Raw genomic sequence first — 24,977 nt, 5'->3', positions numbered from 1 at the left:
TCGGTGGGCGCGGTGTCGGCACTCCCGGCCCGTACCCCATAGACTGGCGCGCGAACGCGCGGACCCGGCTACCGGCTGCCCGCGTCGCCCCGCCCGCGGTGGACCCGTCCACCGTGGCCCGTTCAGCGCGGGACCTGCGGTGAGAGACGACGACGGGCCAAGCACGCGTCGAACGCCGCGGCCGAGACAGCGCCCGATCAAGGAGACCTACCCCAGTGAAGACCGATGTCGAGGAGCTGACCCCCACGCGGGTCAAGCTCACCGTCGAGGTGCCGTTCGACGAGCTCAAGCCGAACCTCGACAAGGCGTACAAGGAGATCTCGCAGCAGGTGCGGATCAAGGGCTTCCGGCCCGGCAAGGTCCCCGCCCGGCTGATCGACCAGTACGTCGGGCGGGGGGCGGTCCTGCAGGAGGCGGTCAACGACGCGCTTCCCGAGCTGTACGGCCGCGCCGTCGAGGACAGCGAGATCTTCGTCCTCGGCCAGCCGGACGTGGAGGTGACCGAGCTCGACGACGGGAACCAGTTCGCCTTCACCGCCGAGGTCGACATCCGCCCCAAGTTCGAGGTGCCCGACTACGACGGCCTTGAGGTGACCGTCGAGTCCGCCGAGGTCGGCGAGGAGCAGATCGAGGAGACCCTGGGCAACCTGCGCGAGCGGTTCGCCTCCCTCACCGCCGCCGACCGGCCGGTCGAGGAGGGCGACTTCGTCACCCTCGACCTGGTGGCCGAGATCGACGGCGAGAAGGTCGAGGACGCCTCCACCTCCGGCTACTCCTACGAGGTCGGCAGCAAGTCCGGCATCGAGGGCCTGGACGACGCCCTGCTGGGCCTGTCGGCGGGGGAGAGCACGACCTTCACCGGCACCCTGGTGGAGGGCGAGCGGGCCGGCGAGGAGGCCCAGATCACCGTCACCGTGCAGAGCGTCAAGGTCAAGAACCTGCCCGAGCCGGACGACGAGTTCGCCCAGATGGCCAGCGAGTTCGACACCATCGAGGAGCTGCGCGCCGACATCCGCGACCGGCTGTCCCGGCAGGTGCGGCTCCAGCAGATCGCCGAGGCCCGCGACAAGGCCCTGGAGGCGCTGCTGGAGAAGATCGACATCCCGCTGCCCGAGAAGGTGGTCGAGGAGGAGATCCAGCGCCGCGGCCAGCAACTGGAGCAGCAACTGCAGATGGCCGGGATGACCAAGGAGGACTACCTCGCCCGCGAGGAGAAGTCCGAAGAAGAGTTCGACACCGAGGTGGCCGAGGCGGCCCGGCAGGCGGTCAAGGGCGGCTTCGTGCTCGACCAGCTCGCCGTCCAGGAGGAGCTGGGCGTCGAGAACGAGGAGCTGAGCGACTACGTCGTCACCCAGGCGATGCAGATGGGCGTGCAGCCGCAGCAGCTCGCCGAGTACCTGACCGAGAACAACCAGCTTCCGGCGATCGTCTCGGAGGTGCTGCGCAGCAAGGCGCTCAACCTGCTGGTCGAGCACGTGACCGTCAAGGACACCGCCGGCAACGAGGTGGACGTCGAGGCGATCCGCCGCGAGCTGAACAACGAGACCGGCCAGACCGTCCAGGCCGAGGGCGAGACCGCGACCGAGGCCCAGGAGACGGACGGAGACAAGGACGAGGAGACGGACGGGGAGGGCGAGGCCGAGGAGACCGCCGAGGCCAAGGGCTCGGAGACGTCCGAGAAGGACGCCTGATCCCGTATCGGCTCACGCCCCGTGCCCGGCCCGGGCACGGGGCGTTCCCCTTCTATTGAGATCACCATGCGCGGGTACGCCCCCAGCGAAAAGCGGGGCCTCGCGGCGTGATCGGCCGCCGGGGCGCGTTAATGTCCAAAGCATCCGAACCGATAAAAGGACCGGAGGAACACCCGGTGAGCATGCCTCCGACTTTCGACGAGTCGTCGCGGATCATGGCGCGGGTCGCCGAGGCGCCCCTGCTGCCGCTCGGCGACCAGCTGTTCCAGCGGCTGCTGCGCGAGCGGATCGTCTTCCTCGGCCAGCAGGTCGACGATGACATCGCCAACCGCATCTGCGCCGAGTTGCTGCTGCTGTCCGCCGAGGACGGCCGCCGCGACATCACCCTGTACATCAACTCGCCAGGTGGTTCCGTCACCGCCGGAATGGCGATCTACGACATCATGCAGTACGTCCCGAACGACGTGGTGACGGTGGGCATGGGCCTGGCCGCCTCGATGGGCCAGTTCCTGCTGTGCGCCGGGGCGCCGGGCAAGCGCTACGCCCTGCCGCACGCGCGGATCATGATGCACCAGCCGTCCGGCGGGATCGGCGGCACGGCCTCCGACATCAAGATCCAGGCCGAGCAGATGCTCTACGTCAAGCGGATGCTCGCCGAGCGGATCTCCCAGCACACCGGGCAGCCGCTCGACCAGATCGAGCGCGACTCCGACCGCGACCGCTGGTTCACCGCCGACGAGGCCAAGGACTACGGCTTCGTCGACCACGTGGTGCTCAGCGCCAACCAGGTGCCCTCCGAGGGCCCCGTCTCCTGACGCGCAGAAATCCCTATCGGAGGCACACAGTGAGCGATCTGATCCGACCCGGCTTCGCCGACCTGGTCACCCAGGGCGGGCGGCGCCCGATGCCGGTGGACGACCGGTACATCATCCCGTCCTTCGTCGAGCGCACCACGTACGGGGTCAAGGAGATGAACCCGTACAACAAGCTCTTCGAGGAGCGGATCATCTTCCTCGGCGTGCAGATCGACGACGCGTCCGCCAACGACGTGATGGCGCAGTTGCTCACGCTGGAGTCGATCGACCCCGACCGCGACATCAGCATCTACATCAACTCGCCCGGCGGCTCCTTCACCGCCATGACGGCGATCTACGACACGATGCAGTTCGTCAAGCCCGACGTCCAGACCGTCTGCATCGGCCAGGCCGCCTCGGCCGCGGCCGTGCTGCTGGCGGCCGGGACGCCCGGCAAGCGGGCCGCGCTGCCGCACGCCAGGATGCTGATTCACCAGCCGGCCACCGAGGGCGGCTACGGGCAGTCCAGCGACATCGAGATCCAGGCCCGCGAGATCATGCGGATCCGCGAGCAACTGGAGGAGATCCTGGCCCGGCACAGCGGCAAGTCCGTGGACGAGGTGCGCCGGGACATCGAACGCGACAAGATCTTGACGGCGGAGGAGGCCAAGGCCTACGGCTTGGTCGACGACGTCTTCGTCAGCAGGAAGCGCACGGCCGAGGTAGTGTCGTCCTGAGACGGCGCGCGGCCTGGGAGACCCTCAGCCCGGACGCCACATCTTCCGGGCGAGGGGCTTACCAAGTCCGCCCGAGGCGGTAACGTCGAGTCCAACGTCGAAAGCCTTCGGGACGCAACGAACCGAGCCGCATCCGCCGCGGCGTCCAAGGCGGGCGGACGGCCCCACGAAAAGGAGACAGTTGGGTGGCACGCATCGGCGACGGTGGTGACCTGCTCAAGTGCTCGTTCTGCGGGAAGAGCCAGAAGCAGGTCAAGAAGCTCATCGCGGGTCCGGGCGTGTACATCTGCGACGAGTGCATCGATCTCTGTAACGAGATCATCGAGGAGGAGCTCTCCGAGACCTCCGACCTCAAGTGGGACAGCCTGCCCAAGCCCCGGGAGATCTACGAGTTCCTGGACTCCTATGTCATCGGGCAGGAGACGGCGAAGAAGGCGCTCTCGGTAGCGGTCTACAACCACTACAAGCGCGTCCAGTCCGGCGACAACGGCCGGGACGACGCCGTCGAGCTGGGCAAGTCCAACATCCTGCTGCTCGGCCCCACCGGGTCGGGCAAGACGCTGCTCGCGCAGACGCTCGCCAGGCTCCTCAACGTGCCCTTCGCGATCGCGGACGCGACCGCGCTCACGGAGGCCGGCTATGTCGGCGAGGATGTCGAGAACATCCTGCTCAAGCTGATCCAGGCGGCCGACTACGACGTGAAGAAGGCCGAGACCGGGATCATCTACATCGACGAGGTCGACAAGATCGCCCGTAAGAGCGAGAACCCGTCGATCACCCGGGACGTCTCCGGAGAGGGCGTCCAGCAGGCGCTGCTGAAGATCCTGGAGGGCACCACCGCGAGCGTCCCGCCCCAGGGCGGCCGCAAGCACCCCCACCAGGAGTTCATCCAGATCGACACCACCAACGTGCTGTTCATCTGCGGTGGCGCCTTCGCCGGCCTGGAGAAGATCGTCGAGGCCCGGGTGGGCAAGCAGGGCATGGGCTTCGGCGCGGTGATCCGCTCCAAGTCCGACTACGAGGACTCGACCAACCACCTGGCCGAGGTGATGCCCGAGGACCTGCTGAAGTTCGGCATGATCCCCGAGTTCATCGGCCGCCTCCCGGCCATCACCAGCGTGCACCACCTCGACCGCGAGGCCCTGATCAACATCCTCACGGTGCCCAAGAACGCGCTGGTCCGCCAGTACCACCGGCTGTTCGAGCTGGACGGCGTCGACCTGGAGTTCACCGACGACGCCCTGGAGGCGATCGCCGACCAGGCCATCCTCCGCGGCACCGGAGCCCGCGGGCTGCGCGCCATCATGGAGGAGGTCCTGCTCTCGGTGATGTACGAGGTGCCGAGCCGTCAGGACGTGGCCCGCGTCGTCATCACCCGCGAGGCCGTCCTGGAGCACGTCAACCCGACCCTCGTGCCGCGCGAGCGCACCAAGCGCGAGCCCCGCGAGAAGAGCGCCTAAGGGACGCCGTCGCGGTCGCGGGCGGTCTCGCCCAGGCCCGCCTCGCGGGCCAGGACGATCGCCTGCGCGCGGTCGGCCACGTGCAGCTTCATGAAGATGTTGCTGACGTGGTTGCGGACGGTCTTCTGGCTGAGGAACAGCGCCGAGGCGATCTCCTGGTTGCTGCGGCCCTGCGCGATCAGCTCGAGCACCTCCCGTTCCCGCTCGGTGAGCTGCGGGAACGCGGTCTGCCTGCGGTCGGGCATCTCGGTGAAGTACGCCAGGACCCGGCGGGCGATCTCCGGGCCGTAGATGGCCTCGCCCGCCGACACGGCCTTCACCGCGCGCGCGATCTCCTCGGCCCCCGACTCCTTGAGCAGATAGCCGCGCGCCCCGGCGCGCATGGCCGCGAACACCGAGTCGTCGTCGCGGAACATGGTCAGCACCAGCACCCCGATCCGCGGGCTGGTGCGCGTGATCGTCCGGGTGGCCTCGATGCCGTTGCCGCCCGGCATGTGCAGGTCCATCACCACCACGTCCGGCTGCAACTCGGCGGCGAGCCGCACCGCGTCCGGCCCGTTCTCGGCCTCGGCGACCACCTCCACGCCCAGCGCCTGCAACAGACCCTTGAGGCCCTGCCGGAACACCGGATGGTCGTCGGTGATGAGAACCCTGATTCCCTCGGCGCTCGTGTCCCCCGCGGACCTCCGGGGCGCCCTTTGGCGCCCCGTGTTCGCCCCGACCAGCCGACCCCGCCGACCGCCTCGGCCCTCCTCGCTCGTTCCTCGCTCGTCAGTCCAGGCGCCGCCGCGCCCCTGCGGTCCGCTCATGATCGGTCCCCCGCGGACCTCCGGGGCGCCCTTTGGCGCCCGGTGTCCGCCCCGACCAGCCGACCCCGCCGACCGCCTCGGCCCTCCTCGCTCGTTCCTCGCTCGTCGGTCCAGGCGCCGCCGCGCCCCTGCGGTCCGCTCATGATCGGTCCCCCGCGGACCTCCGGGGCGCCCTTTGGCGCCCGGTGTCCGCCCCGACCAGCCGACCCCGCCGACCGCCTCGGCCCTCCTCGCTCGTTCCTCGCTCGTCGGTCCAGGCGCCGCCGCGCCCCTGCGGTCCGCTCATGACGTGTTCCCCGCTCGCCCCGATTCGCCGCTGAATGCCCGATGGTAGCCCGGGACGGCGAGGGGGAGGCGGGCGGAGACGATCGTGCCGACGCCGGGCCGGGAGGTGACGGTGCAGGTGCCGCCGACCTCGGCGGCCCATTCGCGCATCCGGGCCAGGCCGCCGGTCGCGGGCGGGCCCGCGCCCCGTACCGGTTCGGGCAGGCCGACGCCCGAGTCGGCGATCATGATGTGCAGGTCGGCCTCCCGGGTCAGCAGCACCAGCGTGGTGCCGGCGCGGGAGTGCTTGCGGATGTTCTCCACCGCCTCCTCGATGATCCGGTACGCGGCGACCTCGACCGCGGCGGGCAGGTGGCGGTGGTCGCCGTCGAAGCGGACGTCCACGCGGTCGCTGCACCCCTCGGCCAGCGACTCGATCGCCGCGGGCAGGCCCAGGTCGTCCAGGGCGGGCGGGCGCAGGCCGCGGGCCATCTCGCGGATCTCGCCGACGGTGGTGGCCAGCCGGTCGCGCAGGTCCGTCAGGACCGGCTCGATCCGTTCCGGCTCGCCGGCGAGGGTGAGGCGCGCGGTGTCCAGCGACATGGCGAGGCTGGCCAGGGTGGGGCCGAGCCCGTCGTGCAGATCGTGCCGCAGGCGGCGGCGTTCCTCCTCGCGGGTGGCCAGGATGCGTTCGCGGGAGCGCTGGAGGTCCGAGGTGAGCCGGGCGAGCCGGGGGGCGTGCGCCATGTGCGCCACCGCCGCTCCGCAGGCGAACGCCACCGCCGCGCCGGCCGCGCCCGCGAGTACCGCTCGCATCCGGTCCTCCCTCGATGTCCCTTCATCGTCCCTTGATCCCATGCCCGGTCGGGGCGGTCGTACGGCGCGGTCGGGACGCCGCCGGTGTTCCCGGCCGGTCGGGACGCCGCTGACCAGCGTCGCGTGCGGGGCGACCCGGTGTCAGGTGACCGGAGTCCCGACCTTGGCGGGAACGGCCGACGGCCGGCCCCCGCGGGGACCGGCCGTCGGGAGAGCGGGTCGGAGGGCCCGCTCAGTCCTCCAGGTCCTTGCGCATCAGGCGCATGGCGGTCGCGACGGTGCCGTAGCTGTAGCTGCGGGACGTGCTCAGCGACCCCTCGGGCACCGGCATGATCGTCCCGAAGGTGTCCTTGGTGGCCCAGGCGCACAGGGCCGTGCTGTAGGTGCTGAGGGACGACTGCCGGTTGAGGACGGTGGCGCACACCGCCTCGCCGTCGCCGCCCGCGTCGGCCAGGGGGATGACGGCGGCCGTGACGTTGCTGCTGATCTCGGAGTTCACGGCGGTGCGGAACTCCCTGTAGAGGTCGCTCGGGTCGAAGTCGCCGTTGCCCCCGACGAACAGGTACTTGTCGGAGCCGGACCCGTAAACGGCCGTGTAGACGTCGTCGATCGCGTAGTTGGTGGCCCGCCGGATGATCGAGCGCTGCGAGTTGATCTGCGAGGAGATCCGGCTCTCGGTCGAGTAGTCCCTGGTGTAGCCGCCCGCGGTGGGCGGGGGTGTGCCGATGCTGTGGCTGCTGCCGGCGAGCACCACCACGACCACCACGACGAGCAGCACGAAGATCATGCCGATGCCGAGGATCAACCCGATGACCAGCCCCGCGCTCGACGAGCGGCGCGGCGGTGGCGGCGGATAGGGCGCCGGGCCCGGGACGCCGTAACCGTAGGGGCCCGGCGGCCCGCCGGGCGCGGGCGGGGGGTTCCAACCGCTCATCTCTTCCGTACTCCTTGTCGCCGCCGGCTCCGGAGGCGGCGCCTCCGGTCCGGCCTGTCCGAATCCCCTGTGACGGATGTTTGGACGCATCCGACCGTCCGAGCGTTCTACTGCGCGGCGCCCCGTAGAATCGGGCTCCGTGACAACGCCCAGCATTCAGCGCGGCCATGGGGCCGCCGAGGTAGAGCTGCCCACCCAGTACCAGCCTGCGGACGTCGAGAGCAGGCTCTACGAACGCTGGGTATCGGCTGGGCACTTCACCGCCGACCCTGACCGGCGTCCGGACGCCCCCGCCTACTCCATCGTCATACCGCCTCCTAATGTGACAGGTTCGCTGCATATGGGCCATGCCCTGGATCACTCGATCCAGGACACGCTGGTCCGGCGGCGCCGCATGCAGGGGTACGAGGCGCTGTGGGTCCCCGGCATGGACCACGCGGGCATCGCCACCCAGAACGTGGTCGAGCGAGAGCTGGCCAAGGAGGGCCGTTCCCGGCATGACCTGGGCCGGGAGGCGTTCGTCGAGCGTGTCTGGCAGTGGAAGAACGAGTCGGGCGGCGCGATCCTCGGCCAGATGCGGCGGCTGGGCGACAGCGTCGACTGGACCCGCGAGGCGTTCACGATGGACGACCGGCGTGCCCGCGCCGTCCGCACGATCTTCAAGCGGCTGTTCGACGATGGCCTGATCTACCGCGCCGAGCGGATCATCAACTGGTGCCCGCGCTGCCTGACGGCGCTGTCGGACATCGAGGTGGAGCACGCCGAGCGCGAGGGCGAGCTGGTCTCCATCAGGTACGGGTCGGGCGACACCGAGATCGTGGTGGCCACGACCCGGGCCGAGACGATGCTGGGCGACACCGGGGTGGCCGTCCACCCCGACGACGAGCGGTACAAGCACCTGATCGGGCGCGAGGTCGAGCTGCCGCTGACCGGCCGGCGCATCCCGGTGGTGGCGGACGAGCTGGTCGATCCCGAGTTCGGCACCGGCGCCGTCAAGGTCACCCCGGCGCACGACCCCAACGACTTCGAGATCGGCCGCCGCCACGGCCTGCCGCTCGAAGTGATCATGGACGAGCGTGGCGTGATCACCGAGCCCGGTCCGTTCGAGGGCCTGGACCGGTTCGAGGCGCGCCCCGCCGTGGTGGCGGCGCTGCGCCAGCAGGGCAGGATCGTCAAGGAGGTCCGCCCGTACGAGCACGCGGTCGGGCACTGCCAGCGCTGCTCCACGGTCGTCGAGCCGCGCGTGTCGCTCCAGTGGTTCGTCAAGGTGGGCCCGCTGGCCAAGGCGGCGGGCGACGCGGTCCGGGACGGGCGCGTCGCGATCCACCCGCCGGAGATGGCGGCCCGCTACTTCGAGTGGGTCGACAACATGCACGACTGGTGCATCAGCCGGCAGCTGTGGTGGGGACACCGCATCCCGGTCTGGTACGGCCCGGACGGCGAGGTCGCGGCCCTGGGCCCGGACGAGGAGCCGCCCGAGGGCTGGACGCAGGACACCGACGTCCTCGACACGTGGTTCTCGTCCGCGCTGTGGCCGTTCTCGACCCTGGGCTGGCCCGACCGCACCGCCGACCTGGAGCGCTTCTACCCGACCTCGGTGCTGGTCACCGGGTACGACATCCTGTTCTTCTGGGTCGCCCGGATGATGATGTTCGGGCTGTACGCGATGGACGGTGTCGAGCCGTTCAAGGTCATCGCGCTGCACGGCATGGTGCGCGACGCCCACGGCAAGAAGATGTCCAAGTCGTTCGGCAACGTGGTCGATCCGCTGGACTGGATCGAGCGGTACGGCGCCGACGCCACCCGGTTCACGCTGCTGCGCGGCGCCAACCCGGGCGGCGACGTCCCGGTGGCGGACGAGTGGGCGCAGGGTTCGCGCAACTTCTGCAACAAGCTCTGGAACGCCACCCGCTTCGCGCTGATGAACGGCGCGCACGTGCGCGGCGACCTGCCGTCCGCCGACGAGCTGACCACCGTCGACAACTGGATCCTGTCGCGGCTCAACCGCGTGGTGGCCGAGGCCGACGCCCTGCTGGAGGGCTTCGACTTCGCCAAGGCGTGCGAGACGCTGTACCACTTCGCCTGGGACGAGGTGTGCGACTGGTACGTGGAGCTGGCCAAGGTCCAGTTGACCGATGAGCGCGCCGACAGGACCCGGCGGGTCCTGGGTGAGGTGCTCGACACGCTGCTGCGGCTGCTGCACCCGATGATCCCGTTCGTCACCGAGGAGCTGTGGACGTCGGTGACCGGCCGCGAGACGGTGGTGACGGCCGCGTGGCCGGTCGCCGACGCGGCGCGGCACGACGTGGACGCCGAGGCCGAGGTGGAGTCGCTGCGGCGGCTGATCACCGAGATCCGGCGGTTCCGCAGCGACCAGGGGCTCAAGCCGGGGCAGCGGGTGGCCGCCGTGCTGGAGTTCGGCGCGTCGCCACTGGCCGCGCACGAGGAGGGCATCCGCACCCTGCTGCGTCTCAACCAGCCGGGCGAGGGGTTCTCGGCGACGGCGTCCCTGCCGGTGGAGGGCGTGACGGTGCGGCTGGACACGGCCGGGGCGATCGACGTGGCGGCCGAGCGCAGGCGGCTGGAGAAGGACCTGGCCGCCGCCCGCAAGGACGCCGACCAGGCCCGTAGCAAGCTCGCCAACGAGGCGTTCCTGGCCAAGGCGCCCGAGGCGGTCGTGGCCAAGAACCGGGACCGGCTGGTCCAGGCGGAGGCCGATATCGAGCGCCTGGAGGCCCAGCTCGCCGCGCTGCCGTCCGGCTGAGCGCGGCGGCCCGTGGAGGAGAGGCTTCGCAAGCGCCATGACTGAATCGCTCCCCCGGCCGGATCTGCCGCCGGACGAGGACCTCGAACTGGACGCGGACGGGGGAGCGGGGCGCCCGTTCATGCTGCCTCCGGCGCCGCTGCCGGTGGCGCCCTGGTGGGCCAAGTCCACCCCGGACCCCACGCCGCCGGAGCACCTGCCCCTCGGGGACGCTCGGGACTACGCCCATGACGCCGCCCAGGGCTTGGGACAGGGCTTGGGGCAGGGCATGGGACAGGGCGCTGTCCAGGACATCATCGAGACGGCCCCTCCGCTCCTGTCCGAGCCCGCCCGGCCATTACCCCATGGGACGGGGCCGTTGCCCGTCCAGGCGCCTCCTGTGGACGTGCACGCGGCGCCCCCGCCCGCCCCCGCGCCGCTGCCCACCCCCGTTGAGCCCCGGCCACGGCGGCGGAGGCGGAAGGGCCTGTGGGCGGCGCTCGGTGTCGTGCTGCTCCTGGGAGTGGTCGCGGCGGCGGTCTTCGTCACCCTGCCCAGGCAAGAGAAGATCCCCGTGTACGAGGTCACCGCGGCCGGGACGGCGGGCGGCCTGCGCAAGGACGACGGCCTCCCCGAGGCCACCGCCGCCTACCCGTTCCTCCTCGCGGCGGCCCGCGTGGGCGGTGTGGCGCACGCCGTCACCGCCAAGGGCGCCTACCTCGATCCCTCGGCGGGGCGGCAGGACGTCCTGTTCCTCGGCGGGAAGGCCGCCATCGGTGACCCCGCCGCCTTCTTACAGCGGGCACGTCCCAGCACGTTGCTCACCGCGGCGCCGACCGTCCCGGGCAAGGGCGGCGGGCAGGTCTCCTGCGGGACGTTCGCGGTGCTGTCGGCCACCCACCTCTACTGCGCGTGGGCGACGGCGAACTCCTTCGGCTTCATCGCGTCCAACCTCCCGGCCGAGACCGCGCGGCCCGCCGGTCTGGCCGGGCTGACCGCCCGCATGCGGGCCGACCTGGAGAAGCGCACGAGCTGACGCCCCGGAGCGGCCGGGGGACGCGGGGTGCGTCCGGCACAGGGCGGAGCGCAAGTAGGCTGGCTGCGTGCCGGCATCCCGACTCAGCGACTACCAGAAGGTCATGGCCGCCATCGGCGCGCGCGGCGTCGAATGGAGCTTCGACCCCACCCTCGACCGCATCCGTGATCTCGTGGAGCTGCTGGGCGAGCCCCAGCGGGCCTACCCGGTGATCCATGTCGCGGGGACGAACGGCAAGACCAGCACCGCCCGGCTGATCGAGGCGCTGCTGCGCGAGCGCGGCCTGCGGACCGGCCTGTTCACCAGCCCGCACCTGACGACCATCAGGGAGCGGATCGCCATCGACGGGGAGCCGGTCGGCGAGGAGCGGTTCGTCCAGATCTACGAGGACGTGCTGCCCTACCTGGGGCTGGTCGACGACAAGCACGAGCCGCACCTGTCGTTCTTCGAGGTGCTGGCGGGGATGGCGTTCGCGGCGTTCGCGGACGCGCCGGTGGACGTGGCGGTGGTGGAGACCGGGATGGGCGGCGCCTGGGACGCCACGAACGTGGCCGACGGCGCCGTGGCGGTGATCACGCCGATCGGCCTGGACCACACCGACTACCTGGGCGGGACGATCGAGGAGATCGCCGCCGAGAAGGCCGGGATCATCAAGCCGGGCGCGGTCGCGGTGCTGGCACAGCAGCAGGTGCCCGCCGCCGAGGTGCTGCTGCGCCGGGTCGCCGAGGTCGGCGCGGTCGTGGCCCGCGAGGGCGTCGAGTTCGGCGTGCTGGGACGCGACGTGGCGGTGGGCGGCCAGCAGTTGCGGCTGAAGGGCCTGCACGGCGAGTACGACGAGATCTTCCTGCCGCTGTTCGGCGACCATCAGGCGAGCAACGCCGTGACCGCTCTGGCCGCCGTGGAGGCGTTCGCCAGCGGCGCCCCGACGCGGGGCGAGCCGAATCTGGAGGCGGCGACGCGGATCGCTCCGGGCGAGACGTACGCGGGCGGCGACGCCGGGCAGCTCGATCCGGCCCTGGTCCGCAGCGGGTTCGCCAAGTCGACCTCGCCGGGACGGCTGGAGGTGGTGCGCACCGGCCCGACCGTCCTGCTGGACGCGGCGCACAACCCGGAGGGGATGGCCGCGACCGTGCGGACGATCACCGAGTCGTTCGGCTTCACCCGGCTGGTGGGGGTGTTCGCGGGCGCCGCCGACAAGGACCTGGCGGGCGTCCTCGACCAGCTTGAGCCGGTGCTGGCGGAGCTGGTGGTGACCCGCAACTCCTCGTCCCGCTCGCTGCCGCCGGAGGAGCTGGCCGACCTGGCCGAAGGGATCTTCGGTCCGGAGCGCGTGCATCCGTCGCCGCGCCTGGACGACGCCATCGACCTGGCGATCGGCCTGGCCGAGGAGACCGGCGAGTACCGCGGCGCGGGCGTTCTGATCACCGGCTCGACGGTCACGGTGGGCGACGCCCGCGTCCTGCTCCGTGTGGAGGGTTCCCGATGAGCGCGGCGAACGAGACGGGCATGAGCGCGGTCCGGCGGCTGTTCGCGACGATCCTGACGTGCGAGGCGGTCGTGATCGGGCTCGCGATCCCGGTGGCGATCACCGTGGGCGGGGTGGACGCCAAGGCGGCCGGGCTGGTGTGCGGGGGCCTGGCGGTGCTGTGCCTGGTCATGGCGGGGATGCTGCGGTTCCCGTGGGCGGTGGCCGCCGGGTCGGCGCTCCAGGTACTGATCATCGCGACCGGTTTCATGGTGCCGACCATGTTCTTCCTTGGCGCCCTTTTCGGCGTGCTTTGGGGGACGGTCATCTGGATGGGCCGCCGGACGGAGCGCGCGGGCGCGCGCTAAATTCGCGGGGACGGCTTCGCCATTCGCCCGCCGCGCAATCCAAAACGGTTATTTCGGGAAATTCCCGTTAATTTAGGTACAACGCGAACGGTGGGCGGCGACCTTCGGAAGGGGAGGGCCGTGTCCTACCGTTCCTTCATCGCCATGCCGGGAGCGGCGCTGCTGGCGCTGGCGGCCCCGTCGGCGGCCGCGCTGGTCGTTCCCGATCTGAGCGCGCAGGTCGCCGAGGGGGCGCGCGCCGACCTGGCGGCGGCGTCCGGCTTCGTCCGCGCCGCGGGGCTCACGCTGCCCGCCCTCGTGCTGACCGTCCCGCCCGCGGCGGTGATGGCGCGGCGCCTCCCGGCGCGGGCCGTGCTGGGGGCGGGCCTGCTCAGCCTGCTCGCCGGGCTCGCCTGCGTCCGGTACGCCGAGACCGTGCCGCTCATCGCAGCGGGACGGGTGTTGCAAGGTGTGGGAGCGGGGCTCGTCCTCCCTGCGACGGCCGTGCTGGTGTGGGCGATGCGCAGCAGGTTCCTCGTCGCGCTGTGGGCGGGGGCGCTGGCCGCTGGCCTGCTGGTGGCGATGCCCCTGGCCCTGGACGTGCTTCCCATGAGCGGTCACTGGCGTGTGGCGCTGGCCCCCTTCCCATGGCCCGCACTGGTGGCGCTAGCGGCGCTCGTGCCGTGCCTGGCCTGGCGTTGTGAACCCCTGCCCGTACCGAAGCAGGCGGAACGCGGGCAGGTGATGCTGCCCATCGCCCCCGCCGCCGGTGTCGCGTTCCTGGCGGTGATGGCCACGCACCAGTGGTCGCCGGGCGCGCAACTGGTCGTGGCGTGCATCGCGCTGGTCGCGCTGTGCGGACCGGCCCTGGCGGCAGGACGGGACGCGGCGGCGGGCAGCCCGTTCCGCTGTGCGGTCGTGATGGTCACCACCGGGCTCCTCACGTACCCGGTGACAGGGCCGCTGGCGGGCCTGGCCGCCGCCGAGGGCGCGGTGCCGCCCGTCCCGTTCGCGGCGTGCGGAGCGGCGGCGCTGGCCGGTGCGCTGCTCACCGGCCGGTTCCCGGAGCGCGCGATGCACGGCATCGTCCTGGCCGGGCACACGCTGATCGTGGTGGCGGTGCTGGCGGCACTGGCCGCACGCGTCCCGACCGAGCCCCGGACGCTGACGGCGGTGCTCGTCCCGCTGGGCCTGGGCGTGGGCGCCGCGCTGGCCGCCTCGCTCCGGGACGCGGGCGCGGGCGCGGCGCTGTTCGGCCTCGGGCTGTGCTTCCCCGCCCTCCTGGCGGGCCAGCTCCTCGTCCTCTCGCTCCAGGCGGGACGCTGGGAGCGGGCGCACGCGGCCACCCCGGCGCAGCAGGCACAGGCGTTGGTCGCCGGCTACCAGACATGGCTGCTCACGGCCGCGGCGATCGCCCTCATGCTGGCGCTGCCGCCCGCCCTGGCGGCACGGCGCCACAGGGCCTCCGGCCCGGCCAAGGCGCTGCCGGAGCCGGTTGCCGGGTAAGCTTCGCGGCGCACCCGGCAGGCCCCTTCGCGAGGGGCGCGGGTCCATCGTTCTAGAGTCTTCCAACGTTCACGAGCCTTCCAAGGAGAACCACCGGTGTCCGAGCGCACTCTTGTCCTGGTCAAGCCCGACGGCGTCCGCCGCGGTGTCGTCGGCGACGTCATCTCGCGGATCGAGCGCAAGGGGCTGAGGCTCGTGGCGCTGGAGCTGCGCACGCTGTCGCGCGAGACCGCCGAGACCCACTACGGCGAGCACGCCGGCAAGCCGTTCTTCGGCGAGCTGGTGGAGTTCATCACCGGCGGCCCCCTGGTGGCGATGGTCGTCGAGGGGCCCCGCGCGATCGAGGCGTTCCGCGCGCTGGCCGGCGCGACCGACCCGGTCAAGGCCACCCCCGGCACCATCCGCGGCGACCACGCGCTGGAGATCGGCGAGAACATCGTGCACGGCTCCGACTCGCCCGACTCCGCCGCCCGCGAGATCAAGCTGTTCTTCCCCGAACTGGCCTGATCGCGCGCGGCCGCCGAACGGCGCACGATCACCGGGCACGATCACCACGGCACGCGGGCCGGATCATCCGGCCCGCGTCGCGTTTCACCGAAAAGTCAGCCGTCGGGCACGGGCTTTTTAGCCGACGCGCGGCCTGGGGGTGCCTGCCCTGCCCGGCTTCGTCGCGTTACGATGGGGACGCCGCTCTGCACGCCCGTCAAGCATGAAGGGCTCCCTTTTTTCATGGGTAACAAGTTGTCGTTTCTCGGCCGTGACATGGCGGTCGACCTGGGCACCGCCAACACGCTGGTCTATGTGCGCGGGCGCGGCATCGTCCTCAACGAGCCCTCGGTCGTGGCGATCAACACCAACACCGGAAAGATCGTCGCGGTCGGCATCGAGGCGAAGCGGATGATCGGCCGCACCCCGGGCAACATCGTCGCCGTGCGCCCCCTCAAGGACGGGGTCATCGCGGACTTCGACGTGACCGAGCGGATGCTGCGCTACTTCATCCAGAAGGTGCACAAGAGACGCCACTTCGCCAAACCCAGGATCGTGGTCGCGGTGCCGAGCGGCATCACCGGCGTCGAGCAGCGCGCCGTCAAGGAGGCCGGCTACCAGGCCGGCGCCCGCCGCGTCTACATCATCGAGGAGCCCATGGCCGCCGCGATCGGCGCCGGTCTCCCCGTGTACGAGCCGACCGGCAACATGGTCGTCGACATCGGCGGCGGCACCACCGAGGTCGCGATCATCTCGCTGGGCGGCATCGTCACCAGCCAGTCGGTCCGGGTCGGCGGCGACGAGCTCGACCAGGCCGTCATCTCGTTCTCCAAGAAGGAGTACTCCCTCATGCTGGGGGAACGCACCGCCGAGGAGATCAAGATGGCGATCGGTTCGGCGTTCCCCGCGGAGAAGGAGGAGCCCCACGCGGAGATCCGGGGCCGCGACCTGGTCAGCGGGCTGCCCAAGACGGTGGTGATCTCCGCCGAGGAGGTGCGGCGGGCGATCGAGGAGCCGGTGAACTCGATCGTGGACGCGGTCAAGACCACTCTCGACAAGTGCCCGCCCGAGCTGTCCGGCGACATCATGGACCGCGGGATCGCGCTGACCGGCGGCGGGGCGCTGCTGCGCAACCTGGACGAGCGGCTGCGCGAGGAGACGGGGATGCCGATCCATCTGGTCGACAACCCGCTGGACTCGGTGGTCCTCGGCACCGGCAAGTGCGTGGAGGACTTCGAGTCGCTACGGCAGGTGCTCGTCCCCGAGCCCCGCCACTGACGGACTGACGCGGCCCGGCCGCCCGGCGGCACGCCGGTCCGCCGGAGCCGATCGGGGGACCGCGGCCCCCCGGGGGCGGCGCCGTCCCCCCATGACGACGAATCGGGAGGTCGGTGGGTGAAGGACACCCGGCGGACCCGCGTGGTCCTCGGCGTGCTGCTGGTGGTCGCGCTGACGATGATCACGGTCGACTACCGCGGAGGCGCGAACTCGCCGCTGCGCGGGCTCCGCGGCCTCGGCGCCGCCGTCTTCGGCCCGGTCGAGCGGGCGTCGGCCGCGGTGGTGCGCCCGATCGGCGGCACCTTCGACGCGATCACCGACGCCCCCGGCCAGCGGCGCAGGGCCGACCGGCTGGAACGGGAGAACCAGCGGCTCCGCGAGCAGCTCCGGGCCGGGCGGCTCGACCGTGACCGGTCCGCCCAGCTACAACGGCTGCTCGGCACCGCCGGGATCGGTGGCTACAAGATCGTCGCCGCGCATGTGATCTCCGCGGGGCAGGGCTACGAGGACACCGTCACGCTGGACGTCGGCAGCGCCAGCGGTGTCCGTCCCGACATGACCGTCATGAGCGCCGAGGGACTGGTCGGCCGGGTCACCAGGGTCGGCCCGCACACCGCGACCGTGCTGCTGGCCACCGACGTCACCTCCACGGTCGGCAGCAGGCTGGAGGCGAGCCGTGAGATCGGGCTCGTCCAGGGCAGGGGGCGCCGCGGCCTGGGCGGCGGCGGGACGACCCCGATGCGGTTCCAGATGCTCAACGCCAACGCCCCGCTCCAGGTCGGCCAGCGGCTCGTCACGCTGGGATCGCAGGGGGAGCGGCCCTACGTCCCCGGGGTGCCCATCGGGGTGATCGAGCGGATCGACGCCCCCTCGGGCGGGCTGATCCGCACCGCCTACATCCGCCCGTTCACCAACTTCACCAGTCTGGACGTGGTCGCCGTCGTGGTCGCGCCGCCCAAGGCCGACCCGCGCGACGCCGTCCTCCCGCCGCGGCCCAGCCCCACGCCCACCCCGACCCCGAGGGGCGGCGGCACCCCCAGTCCGCGCGGAAGCGGAGCCCCGGAGGCGCGCCCCAGCGGCGACGGCTCCGGGTCACCGAGGCCGACCACGACACGATCGGGGGATTGATCGACGTGCTCAACGCACCGGACACCACGCCGACCGGCCGCAACCTGCTGGCCGGACTGATCCTCGCGGTGGCGCTGGTCCTGCAGGTGTCGGTGGCCAACAGGCTGCCCCTGCCCGGCCAGGTCACGCCCGACCTGGTGCTGCTCGCGGTGGTGGCGCTGGCCCTGGTGTACGGGTCGATGACCGGCATCGTGGCGGGATTCGCGGCCGGGCTCGCCGCCGACATCATCCCGCCCGCCGACCACACCATCGGCCGGTACGCCCTGACGTACTGCCTGATCGGGTACGTGTGCGGGCTGGCCGCCGACGAGATGGACCGCCAGTCGCTGGTGCCGTTCTTCGCGGTCGCCGCCGGGGCGCTGGCCGGGTCCGTCCTGTACGCGGTGACCGGGATGATGCTGGGCGACGCCCGCTCGACCTGGACGCTGGCGTCCCGGATGGTGCCGTTGCAGGTGCTGTACGACGTGCTCGCCAGCCCGTTCGTGGTGTGGGCGGTGCTGCGCGTCACCGGCAGACATGAGCGCCGCGAACGCGGGCGCGACCGGATGATCGTCCCCGCCGCCCGCTACCGCGCCCTGTCCGACCGCAGGGCCACCGACAGCGGGTTCGGCGCGATCTCGGGCCGGGGGCCGGGCCTGTGAACCCCAAGACCCGTTTCCGGCTGGTCGTGCTGTACGTGCTGGTCGGCGCGATGACGCTGGTGCTGCTGGGCCGGCTGTGGACGTTGCAGGTCCTCGACGGGGACTACTACCGGCAGGTCGCCGCGCAGAACCGTACCCGCGACATCGTCGTCCCGGCGGTCCGCGGCATGATCCTGGACAGCTCGGGCCGCGCGCTGGCCCGCAACCGCACCGCCCTGGTGGTGTCGGTCGACAAGACCGCGCTGTCCCGCCAGAAGGACGAGGGCAAGGCGGTGCTGACCAAGCTGGCGGGCGTCCTGGGCACCACCTACGACGAGCTGACCAAGCGCACCCGCCTGTGCTCGCCCACGGTCAAGCGCCCGTGCTGGCCCGGTTCCCCGTACCAGCCGATCCCCGTGGACGACCGGGTCGATCCCAAGCGCGCCATGCAGATCATGGAGCGGCAGGAGGAGTTCCCCGGCGTCACCGCCCAGGTCCAGGCCGTACGGGAGTACCCGAAGCCGGAGGGCGCCACCGCCGTGCAGGCCATCGGCTACCTCCAGCCGATCACCCAGGAGGAGATGGACCGGCGCAAGGGCCTGCTCGTCACCGGCTACAGCGCCGTCGACCTGATCGGCCGGGACGGCCTGGAGGCGGCCTACGACGCCGACCTGCGGGGCGAGCCGGGCCTGCGCACGGTGCTGGTCGACAGCCAGGGCCGGGTCACCGGCACCGCCTCCGAACAGGCGGCCGTGCCCGGCTCCACCCTGGTGACCAGCATCGACGCCAAGGTGCAGGCCGCGGCCGAGAAGGCGCTCGACCACCAGATGGAGGCGGCGCGCGGACGCGGCGAGAAGGCCGACGCGGGCGCCGCGGTGGTGATGGACGTGACCGACGGCCGGGTGGTGGCGCTGGCCAGCCGGCCCAGTTACGACCAGAGCGTGTGGACGGGCGGCATCTCCCAGGACGAGTACGAGGCGCTGCTGGGCAAGAAGCGGGGCGAGCCGCTGATCTCCCGGGTCACCCAGGGCCAGTTCGCGCCCGGGTCCACGTTCAAGGTCTCCTCGGTGGCCGCGGCGGTCGAGAACGGCTACCCGCTCAACGGCACGTACCCCTGCCCGGGTTCGTTCAAGGTCGGCACCCGGGCGTTCCGGAACTTCGAGGGCCAGGCGCACGGCAACATGAACCTGCACCGCGCCCTGGTGGTCTCCTGCGACACGATCTTCTACAAGTTCGCGTACGAGCAGTGGCTGCGCGACGGCGGCACCAGGCCCCGCAAGAAGCCGGCCGACCCGATGGTGGCCATGGCCCGCGACTGGGGCTTCGGTGCCCGCACCGGCATCGACCTTCCCGACGAGGCCACGGGCCGCATCCCCGACCGCAAGTGGAAGCTGGAGTACTGGAACGCCACCAAGGAGGCCAACTGCAAGGGCGCCAAGCGCGGCTACCCGGAGCTCGCCAAGTCCGACCCGGGCCGCGCCGCCTACCTCAAGGCCGTCGCCGCCGAGAACTGCGCCGGAGGCTACCTGTGGCGCGCGGGTGACGCGGCCAACTTCTCCGTCGGGCAGGGCGACGTCCTGGTCACCCCGTTGCAGCTCGCCAGGGCCTACGCGGCGCTGGCCAACGGCGGCAGGCTGGTGGTGCCCAGGCTGGGCGTCGCGGTGCTCAACCCCGACGGCACGCTGGTGCGCCGCATCGAGGCGCCGACGGCGCCGAGGCTGCCGGTCCGCGCCAAGGTGCTCGACTACATCAGGGACAGCCTGGCCGACGTGCCCAAGTCGGGTACGGCGGCGGGCGCGTTCAGCGGCTTCGACTTCGGCAAGCTGCGCGTGGCCGGCAAGACCGGCACCGCCGAGGTCTTCGGCAAGGGCGACACCTCCTGGTTCGCCTCCTACGCCCCCGCGGACAAGCCGAGGTTCGCCGTGGTCGTGATGGTCTCGCAGGGCGGCACCGGCGGCTCCACCGCCGCGCCCGCCGTCCGCGAGATCTACGAGGCGATCTACGGGCTGAACGGCAAGAAGCCCGCCCTCAAGGACGGCAAGCTGCCGGAGAACCTGCCCGACCTCCAGCCCAGGCTGACGACGGGGACCGCGCAGTGATCGGCGACACCGGGATCGGCACGCTCGACGGGTACCGCGAACGCGGCCTGTGGAAGCGGCGGCTGGCGGCGCTGCGCCAGTTGGACTGGGTGCTGGTGCTGTCGGTGCTGGTCCTGTCGGTGCTCGGGTCGCTGCTGGTCAGGGCGGCCACGTACCCGCTGCTGGCCGAGCGCGGCGAGGATCCCGAGAGCATGGTGCAGCGGCACGTGCTCAACGTCGTGCTGGCGTTCGCGATCGGCGCGCTGGTGTCGGTCATGGACTACCGCCTGCTGCGCGCCTACGCCCCGATCCTGTACGGGCTGGCCTGCGTCGGGCTGATCGCCGTGCTCACCCCGCTGGGCGAGACGATCAACGGCTCGCACTCCTGGATCGTGGTCGGCGGCGGCTTCCAGTTGCAACCCTCGGAGTTCGCCAAGGTCGGGCTGGTGGTGCTGCTGGCGATGATCCTGGGCGAGCCGCGCGACGGCGAGGTCGGCCCCGGCACCCGCGACCTGCTGCTGGCGTTGCTGCTGGTCGGCGCCCCCGCCGTCCTGATCATGCTGCAGCCGGACCTGGGCACCACGCTGGTGTTCATCTTCGTCGTGCTGGGCATGCTGGCCGTCTCCGGAGCCCGCAAGCGCTGGCTGGGCGGGCTGGTGGGCGGCGGCCTGCTGCTGGCGTTCGCGGTGTGGTTCTTCGGGCTGCTCAAGCCGTACCAGATCGCCCGCTTCACCGCGTTCATCGACCCGTCCGCCGACCCGCGCGGCGCCGGCTACAACGCGCAGCAGGCCCGGATCGCGGTCGGCTCCGGCGGCGTCACCGGCAAGGGGCTGTTCAACGGCGAGCAGACCGGCGGCCACTTCGTCCCCGAGCAGCAGACCGACTTCATCTTCACCGTCGCGGGCGAGGAGCTGGGCTTCGTCGGCGGCGCCGCGATCGTCCTGCTGCTCGGCCTGGTGATGTGGCGGGGCCTGCGCATCGCGACGCAGGCCGCCGACCTGTTCGGCACCCTGGTCGCCTCCGGCATCGTGTGCTGGCTGGCCTTCCAGTCGTTCGAGAACATCGGCATGACCCTGGGCATCATGCCGATCACCGGCCTGCCGCTGCCGTTCGTGTCCTACGGCGGCTCCGCCACGTTCGCCAACATGATCGCCCTTGGTCTGCTGCAGGCCGTGCATCTGAGACGCCGCCCGTACGACTAGCGCGTACGGCCGGGGCGTCCCGGGCGCGGCGGTAGGCTGAGGGTTCCCCGTGACTCCACCAGATCCGTGATTCCGGAGGCCCATCGCATGCCTGTCGAGTCGATCTTCCCGCGTCTGGAGCCGCTGCTCCCGCGCGTGGGCAAGCCGATTCAGTATGTCGGCGGCGAGCTGAACTCCCAGGTCAAGGACTGGGACGAGGCGCGGGTCCGGTGGGCGCTGATGTACCCGGACGCCTACGAGGTAGGACTGCCCAACCAGGGCGTCCAGATCCTTTACGAGATCCTCAACGAGCGCGAGGGCGTGCTGGCCGAGCGGACCTACAGCGTCTGGCCGGACCTGGAGGCGCTCATGCGGGAGCACGGCATCCCGCAGTTCACCGTGGACGCGCACCGTCCGGTCGGGGCGTTCGACGTGCTCGGCGTGTCGTTCGCGACCGAGCTGGGCTACACCAACCTGCTGACGGCGCTCGACCTGGCCGGGATCCCGCTGGAGGCCGCCGACCGGGGCGACGAGCACCCGATCGTGCTGGCCGGCGGGCACGCCGCGTTCAACCCGGAGCCGATCGCCGACTTCCTGGACGCGGCGGTGCTCGGCGACGGCGAGGAGGTCGCGCTGGCGATCACCGAGGTGGTCCGCGAGTGGAAGGACGAGGGACGCCCCGGCGGCCGCGACGAGCTGCTGCTGCGCCTCGCCAAGTCGGGCGGCGTGTACGTCCCGAAGTTCTACGACGTGACCTACCTGCCGGACGGGCGGATCCAGCGGGTCGCGCCCAACCGGCCCGGCGTGCCGTGGCGCGTCGACAAGCACACCGTCATGGACCTGGACCAGTGGCCGTACCCGCGCAAGCCGCTGGTGCCGCTGGCCGAGACCGTGCACGAGCGGTTCAGCGTGGAGATCTTCCGCGGCTGCACCCGCGGCTGCCGGTTCTGCCAGGCCGGGATGATCACCCGTCCGGTGCGGGAACGGTCGATCACCACGATCGGCGCCATGGTCGACAAGGGCCTCAGGGAGTCGGGGTTCCAGGAGGTCGGCCTGCTCAGCCTGTCCAGCGCCGACCACAGCGAGATCGGCGAGGTCGCCAAGGGCCTGGCCGACCGCTACGAGGGCACCAACACCTCGCTGTCGCTGCCCTCCACCCGGGTGGACGCCTTCAACATCACGCTGGCCAACGAGTTCTCCCGGGGCGGGCGCAGGTCCGGGCTGACGTTCGCGCCCGAGGGCGGCTCCGAGCGGATGCGCAAGGTGATCAACAAGATGGTCACCGAGGAGGACCTGATCCGCACCGTCACCACCGCGTACGAGAACGGCTGGCGGCAGGTCAAGCTGTACTTCATGTGCGGGCTGCCCACCGAGGAGGACGAGGACGTCCTGGCCATCGCCGACATGGCCCGGCGCGTGATCAAGGCGGGCCGGGACGCCACCGGCCGCCGGGACATCCGCTGCACGGTGTCCATCGGCGGGTTCGTGCCCAAGCCGCACACCCCGTTCCAGTGGGCCGCGCAGTGCGACCACGAGACCGTCGACCGGCGCCTGCGCGCCCTGCGGGACGCGCTGCGCTCCGACAAGGAGTACGGCCGCGCCATCGGGCTGCGCTACCACGACGGGAAGCCGTCCATCGTGGAGGGCCTGCTGTCGCGCGGCGACCGCCGCGTCGGCAAGATCATCCGCGCGGTGTGGGAGGACGGCGGCCGCTTCGACGGCTGGAGCGAGCACTTCTCCTACGACCGCTGGACGGCCTGCGCCGAGCGGGCACTGGCCGGCGAGCCGGTCGACCTGGACTGGTACACCGTCCGCGAACGCGACGAGATCGAGGTGCTGCCCTGGGACCACCTCGACGCCGGGCTCGACCGCGAATGGCTCTGGCAGGACTGGCAGGACGCCTTGGACGAGACCGAGGTCGAGGACTGCCGCTGGACGCCCTGCTACGACTGCGGGGTCTGCCCGACCATGGGAACCGAGATCCAGATCGGCCCGACCGGGAAGAAACTGCTCCCGCTCTCGGTTGTCTAGAACGTCGTTCCACGCGCGGTTTCCGGGACGAAAGCCCAGGTCGTCGCGCCGCTTCTGGATTGTTCCCAGAGGCCCGGCGGGTCGAAGGGCCCCCGGTGACCCGTACTCTATAGGGAGACGTTTTCGACTCGGCACGAGTAGGAAGGACGAAAGCCCTGGCTCCCATGCCGGAGGGCCCGGCGCCGGCCCCAGTGATCCAGCGCCTGCGCGTGCGCTATGCCAAGCGCGGCAGGCTGCGGTTCACGAGCCACCGCGACATATCCCGGGCCGTGGAACGCGCCGTACGGCGCGCCGGGATCCCCGTCGCGTTCAGCGCCGGATTCAGCCCGCATCCGAAGATCTCGTACGCGGGTGCGGCGGCGACCGGGGTGGCCAGTGAGGCGGAGTACCTGGAGATCGGGCTGACCGAGACCCGCGACCCTGGGCGGGTACGGGCCGAGTTGGACGCCGCGCTGCCGGACGGGCTCGACATCGTGGATGTCGTGGCCGCCGGACCGGAGAAGACCAGCGCGCTGGCGGACCGGCTCGAGGCGTCCGAGTGGCGGGTGCGGCTGGACGGCGTACGCGAGAGCGACGCCGCACGGGCCGTGGCCGCCTTCCTCGGCGCCGCCACGATCGAGGTGGAACGGCTCACCAAGAAGGGACGGCGCCGTTTCGACGTGCGCGCCGCCGTCAGCGCTCTCGAGGCAGAGCGGGACCGGCGCGCCGCGGAGGCGGCGGACGCCCCTTGTGCAATACTTCGAATGGTTGTTCGGCATACCACACCTGCCGTTCGACCCGACGACATCCTCACCGGACTGCGCCAGGTCGCCGACCTCGCGCCGCCGTCACCGCCGCTGGTGACCAGGCTGGCGCAGGGGCCACTCGACGCGCAGACCGGTGAGCTCGCGGATCCGCTCGAACTCGACCGGGCCTTCTCGCCCGGGCGCCAGACCGCGGTGCCGTCCGGCGATCACGCCGGGACGGCGCTCGGCCACGCGCCGCTGCAGTCCGATCAGGCCGCGATCGCGGATGTCGCCGGCGCCCGCTCGTAGACCGAAGCCGTGGTGACGCGGAACCGGTTTCCAGGGAGCGGCGGGCGCGCCCCCGACGACTTTGTCGTCGCCTCGGGCCACCATTCTGGCCCGGAGGCGGCGGCGCCGACGACTGACTGGAGAGTTCCCGTGCGGCGCACCGCACCGGCCCGCCCCAAGCGGCGGTGGGCGGTCGCGCCCGGGAACCTGACGGGAGATTGCCCGCATGCTGGAGAACGAAGCCGATCAGGCGCAAGCCGAAGGCACCGATAACACGACAGACGACACCCCCACCCAACCCGGCGGCACCAAGGAACCCGCCACCACGCAGCCTGGCGAGACCACACAACCGGCCGTGGAATCGCAGGAGTCCGTAGACGCCGGCCACTCCGGCATCACCACCCAGCCCGCCGAGGCCACGCGGCCCGGCGAGAGCGTGGAGGCCGGCGAATCCGTCGAGGAGCCACAGGAGGTCGGTGACGCTGGCCATTTCGTTGGCGCTGAGCAGTCCGGCGGCGCCTCGCAGGTGACCGGTAGCACCGCGCCGTCCGGCGAGGCCG

21 protein-coding genes are annotated in these 24,977 nt (G+C 71.7%); 18 read left to right on the top strand and 3 right to left on the bottom strand.

Annotation, left to right across the window (positions count from 1 at the left end):
• The first annotated feature begins 215 nt into the window (after positions 1 to 215).
• From tig to clpX, 4 genes are all read left to right on the top strand, one after another.
• Positions 216 to 1,691, top strand: a complete 1,476-nt coding sequence (gene tig, locus ACGWYJ_RS18060) for a trigger factor (RefSeq protein ID WP_395107188.1) — start codon at positions 216 to 218, stop codon at positions 1,689 to 1,691.
• A gap of 182 nt (positions 1,692 to 1,873) precedes the next feature.
• Positions 1,874 to 2,506 carry a ClpP family protease gene (locus tag ACGWYJ_RS18055; protein WP_285699598.1) on the top strand — a complete coding sequence of 211 codons (633 nt, stop codon included), beginning with the start codon at positions 1,874 to 1,876 and terminating at the stop codon, positions 2,504 to 2,506.
• An 89-nt stretch (positions 2,507 to 2,595) separates the two neighbouring features.
• Positions 2,596 to 3,222, top strand: coding sequence for an ATP-dependent Clp protease proteolytic subunit (locus ACGWYJ_RS18050; RefSeq protein WP_285699599.1), 627 nt, complete (start codon positions 2,596 to 2,598; stop codon positions 3,220 to 3,222).
• A gap of 185 nt (positions 3,223 to 3,407) precedes the next feature.
• Positions 3,408 to 4,682, top strand: coding sequence for an ATP-dependent Clp protease ATP-binding subunit ClpX (gene clpX, locus ACGWYJ_RS18045; protein ID WP_395107187.1), 1,275 nt, complete (start codon positions 3,408 to 3,410; stop codon positions 4,680 to 4,682).
• Here the strand turns inward: clpX and ACGWYJ_RS18040 are convergent.
• The 3 genes from ACGWYJ_RS18040 to ACGWYJ_RS18030 all read right to left on the bottom strand — a co-directional run bounded on the left by ACGWYJ_RS18040 (position 4,679) and on the right by ACGWYJ_RS18030 (position 7,505).
• Complete coding sequence (locus ACGWYJ_RS18040) at positions 4,679 to 5,338, bottom strand: response regulator (RefSeq protein ID WP_395107251.1); 660 nt, start codon at positions 5,336 to 5,338, stop codon at positions 4,679 to 4,681. The genes clpX and ACGWYJ_RS18040 overlap by 4 nt on opposite strands.
• 435 nt (positions 5,339 to 5,773) lie before the next feature.
• Positions 5,774 to 6,571: a sensor histidine kinase gene (locus ACGWYJ_RS18035; protein WP_395107186.1), complete on the bottom strand. Its 798-nt coding sequence runs from the start codon at positions 6,569 to 6,571 to the stop codon at positions 5,774 to 5,776.
• A gap of 232 nt (positions 6,572 to 6,803) precedes the next feature.
• The gene (locus tag ACGWYJ_RS18030; protein ID WP_395107185.1) at positions 6,804 to 7,505 is read right to left on the bottom strand and encodes a hypothetical protein; all 702 of its coding nucleotides are present in this window, start codon (positions 7,503 to 7,505) and stop codon (positions 6,804 to 6,806) included.
• 139 nt (positions 7,506 to 7,644) lie between these two features.
• Here ACGWYJ_RS18030 and ACGWYJ_RS18025 point away from each other — a divergent pair, with 139 nt between their 5' ends.
• The 14 genes from ACGWYJ_RS18025 to ACGWYJ_RS17960 all read left to right on the top strand — a co-directional run.
• Complete coding sequence (locus tag ACGWYJ_RS18025; protein WP_395107184.1) at positions 7,645 to 10,269, top strand: valine--tRNA ligase; 2,625 nt, start codon at positions 7,645 to 7,647, stop codon at positions 10,267 to 10,269.
• A 37-nt stretch (positions 10,270 to 10,306) separates the two neighbouring features.
• Positions 10,307 to 11,284 carry a hypothetical protein gene (locus ACGWYJ_RS18020; RefSeq protein ID WP_395107183.1) on the top strand — a complete coding sequence of 326 codons (978 nt, stop codon included), beginning with the start codon at positions 10,307 to 10,309 and terminating at the stop codon, positions 11,282 to 11,284.
• Positions 11,285 to 11,387: 103 nt separating this feature from the next.
• On the top strand, positions 11,388 to 12,770 hold the full coding sequence (locus ACGWYJ_RS18015; protein ID WP_395107250.1) for a bifunctional folylpolyglutamate synthase/dihydrofolate synthase: 1,383 nt from the start codon (positions 11,388 to 11,390) through the stop codon (positions 12,768 to 12,770).
• Positions 12,767 to 13,117 carry a DUF4233 domain-containing protein gene (locus ACGWYJ_RS18010; protein ID WP_395107182.1) on the top strand — a complete coding sequence of 117 codons (351 nt, stop codon included), beginning with the start codon at positions 12,767 to 12,769 and terminating at the stop codon, positions 13,115 to 13,117. The genes ACGWYJ_RS18015 and ACGWYJ_RS18010 overlap by 4 nt, the downstream gene beginning before the upstream one ends.
• Before the next feature lie 120 nt (positions 13,118 to 13,237).
• On the top strand, positions 13,238 to 14,602 hold the full coding sequence (locus tag ACGWYJ_RS18005; RefSeq protein WP_395107181.1) for a hypothetical protein: 1,365 nt from the start codon (positions 13,238 to 13,240) through the stop codon (positions 14,600 to 14,602).
• A gap of 96 nt (positions 14,603 to 14,698) precedes the next feature.
• Positions 14,699 to 15,109, top strand: coding sequence for a nucleoside-diphosphate kinase (gene ndk / locus ACGWYJ_RS18000; RefSeq protein ID WP_395107180.1), 411 nt, complete (start codon positions 14,699 to 14,701; stop codon positions 15,107 to 15,109).
• A gap of 222 nt (positions 15,110 to 15,331) precedes the next feature.
• Complete coding sequence (locus ACGWYJ_RS17995; RefSeq protein ID WP_285699552.1) at positions 15,332 to 16,366, top strand: rod shape-determining protein; 1,035 nt, start codon at positions 15,332 to 15,334, stop codon at positions 16,364 to 16,366.
• A gap of 117 nt (positions 16,367 to 16,483) precedes the next feature.
• Positions 16,484 to 17,494, top strand: a complete 1,011-nt coding sequence (mreC, locus tag ACGWYJ_RS17990) for a rod shape-determining protein MreC (RefSeq protein WP_395107179.1) — start codon at positions 16,484 to 16,486, stop codon at positions 17,492 to 17,494.
• Between the two features lie 5 nt (positions 17,495 to 17,499).
• Positions 17,500 to 18,135, top strand: coding sequence for a rod shape-determining protein MreD (gene mreD, locus ACGWYJ_RS17985; RefSeq protein ID WP_395107249.1), 636 nt, complete (start codon positions 17,500 to 17,502; stop codon positions 18,133 to 18,135).
• Positions 18,132 to 20,213 carry a penicillin-binding protein 2 gene (mrdA, locus tag ACGWYJ_RS17980; RefSeq protein WP_395107178.1) on the top strand — a complete coding sequence of 694 codons (2,082 nt, stop codon included), beginning with the start codon at positions 18,132 to 18,134 and terminating at the stop codon, positions 20,211 to 20,213. Before mreD ends, mrdA begins: the two co-directional genes overlap by 4 nt.
• Positions 20,210 to 21,394 (top strand): rod shape-determining protein RodA, encoded by a 1,185-nt coding sequence (rodA, locus tag ACGWYJ_RS17975; RefSeq protein ID WP_395107177.1) that lies wholly within the window; start codon positions 20,210 to 20,212, stop codon positions 21,392 to 21,394. Before mrdA ends, rodA begins: the two co-directional genes overlap by 4 nt.
• Positions 21,395 to 21,481: 87 nt before the next feature.
• Positions 21,482 to 23,404 (top strand): TIGR03960 family B12-binding radical SAM protein, encoded by a 1,923-nt coding sequence (locus ACGWYJ_RS17970; RefSeq protein WP_395107176.1) that lies wholly within the window; start codon positions 21,482 to 21,484, stop codon positions 23,402 to 23,404.
• A gap of 164 nt (positions 23,405 to 23,568) precedes the next feature.
• Entirely contained in the window at positions 23,569 to 24,438 is an 870-nt protein-coding gene (locus tag ACGWYJ_RS17965; protein WP_395107175.1) for a TIGR03936 family radical SAM-associated protein, read from the top strand.
• A 205-nt stretch (positions 24,439 to 24,643) separates the two neighbouring features.
• A partial coding sequence (locus ACGWYJ_RS17960; protein ID WP_395107174.1) for a hypothetical protein occupies positions 24,644 to 24,977 on the top strand: 334 nt, incomplete at its 3' end.

It is taken from the genome of Actinomadura sp. SCN-SB (assembly GCF_043906805.1).
Classification (GTDB): Bacteria; Actinomycetota; Actinomycetes; order Streptosporangiales; family Streptosporangiaceae; genus Spirillospora.
The sequence above is the reverse complement of the archived record's forward strand: the minus strand, read 5'-3'. Positions and strand labels throughout refer to the sequence as shown.

Bases quoted from the DNA above. Each gene is read 5' to 3' on its own strand.
- ACGWYJ_RS18015 (WP_395107250.1), top strand. From the start codon at position 11,388: ATGGCCGCCATCGGCGCGCGCGGCGTCGAATGGAGCTTCGACCCCACC.
- ACGWYJ_RS18035 (WP_395107186.1), bottom strand. From the start codon at position 6,571: ATGCGAGCGGTACTCGCGGGCGCGGCCGGCGCGGCGGTGGCGTTCGCC.
- ACGWYJ_RS18055 (WP_285699598.1), top strand. From the start codon at position 1,874: ATGCCTCCGACTTTCGACGAGTCGTCGCGGATCATGGCGCGGGTCGCC.
- ACGWYJ_RS18010 (WP_395107182.1), top strand. From the start codon at position 12,767: ATGAGCGCGGCGAACGAGACGGGCATGAGCGCGGTCCGGCGGCTGTTC.
- ACGWYJ_RS17970 (WP_395107176.1), top strand. From the start codon at position 21,482: ATGCCTGTCGAGTCGATCTTCCCGCGTCTGGAGCCGCTGCTCCCGCGC.
- ACGWYJ_RS18030 (WP_395107185.1), bottom strand. From the start codon at position 7,505: ATGAGCGGTTGGAACCCCCCGCCCGCGCCCGGCGGGCCGCCGGGCCCC.
- ACGWYJ_RS17995 (WP_285699552.1), top strand. From the start codon at position 15,332: ATGGGTAACAAGTTGTCGTTTCTCGGCCGTGACATGGCGGTCGACCTG.
- ACGWYJ_RS18050 (WP_285699599.1), top strand. From the start codon at position 2,596: ATGCCGGTGGACGACCGGTACATCATCCCGTCCTTCGTCGAGCGCACC.
- ACGWYJ_RS17965 (WP_395107175.1), top strand. From the start codon at position 23,569: ATGCCGGAGGGCCCGGCGCCGGCCCCAGTGATCCAGCGCCTGCGCGTG.
- ACGWYJ_RS18020 (WP_395107183.1), top strand. From the start codon at position 10,307: ATGACTGAATCGCTCCCCCGGCCGGATCTGCCGCCGGACGAGGACCTC.